Raw genomic sequence first — 872 nt, forward strand, 5'->3', positions numbered from 1 at the left:
TAGAGGGTGTTATGTACTTTCTTGAGGTTAGGGCTTAATGGGGGCGGATGTGTCCCGCTCCGCATCGCAAGCCCTATCCTTCAGACGTCAGCGACGATGAATGGTCGCTGGTGGTCCCATATCTGACCCTAATGACGGAGGCGGCCCCGCAGCGCGACCACTCAATGCGCGAGCTCTTCAACGCCCTGCGCTACGTGATCCGCTACGGCATCGCCTGGCGTGCCATGCCGAATGACTTCCCGCCCTGGTCGGCAGTGTATCAGCAGTCGCAACGCTGGATGGCGGCAGGCTGTTTCGAGACGCTGGCTCAGGATCTGCGGGCCTTGCTACGTTTGGCCGCTGGCCGAGCAGAAGAACCGACGGCCGCCGTCATCGATAGCCGCACCCTGCGCTCGACGCCCGAAAGCGGCACCCGCGCCGGCTATGACGGCGCCAAACGCAAGCGCGGCTCGAAGATACACATGGCCGTCGACACGTTGGGCCATCTGCTCGCCCTACACGTCACTCCGGCCGATGTCGGCGACCGGGTCGCAGTGAAGCGCCTTGCCGCCGATATCCAGGATGCAACCGGCGACAGCGTGAAACTCGCCTACGTCGACCAAGGCTATACTGGGGACACGGCCGCTGATGCTGCTGCGGCAGAGGGCATCGAACTGCATGTCGTTAAACTGCCCGAAGCGAAGAGGGGTTTTGTGCTGCTCCCGCGACGCTGGGTTGTCGAACGATCATTCGCGTGGGCAACGCGCTGTCGTCGGCTGGTCAAAGACTATGAGCGCTATGCAACAACCCTTGCCGGCTTCCACGTCATCGCCTTCGTCGGATATATGCTCAGGCAGGCCGCCGACCTCATGCGGAGTGCATAACACCCTCTA

At 62.3% G+C, this 872-nt stretch carries 1 protein-coding gene; it reads left to right on the forward strand.

What is annotated here, in order from left to right; genetic code table 11:
* Nucleotides 1-47: 47 nt before the first annotated feature.
* Nucleotides 48-863: an IS5 family transposase gene (locus GSQ76_RS10625; RefSeq protein ID WP_158743892.1), complete on the forward strand. Its 816-nt coding sequence runs from the start codon at nucleotides 48-50 to the stop codon at nucleotides 861-863.
* The last annotated feature ends 9 nt before the right edge of the window (nucleotides 864-872 follow it).

This window comes from Acidisphaera sp. L21 (genome assembly GCF_009765685.1).
In the GTDB taxonomy this organism is placed as follows: domain Bacteria; phylum Pseudomonadota; class Alphaproteobacteria; order Acetobacterales; family Acetobacteraceae; genus LMUY01.

Bases quoted from the DNA above. Each gene is read 5' to 3' on its own strand.
- GSQ76_RS10625 (WP_158743892.1), top strand. From the start codon at position 48: ATGTGTCCCGCTCCGCATCGCAAGCCCTATCCTTCAGACGTCAGCGAC.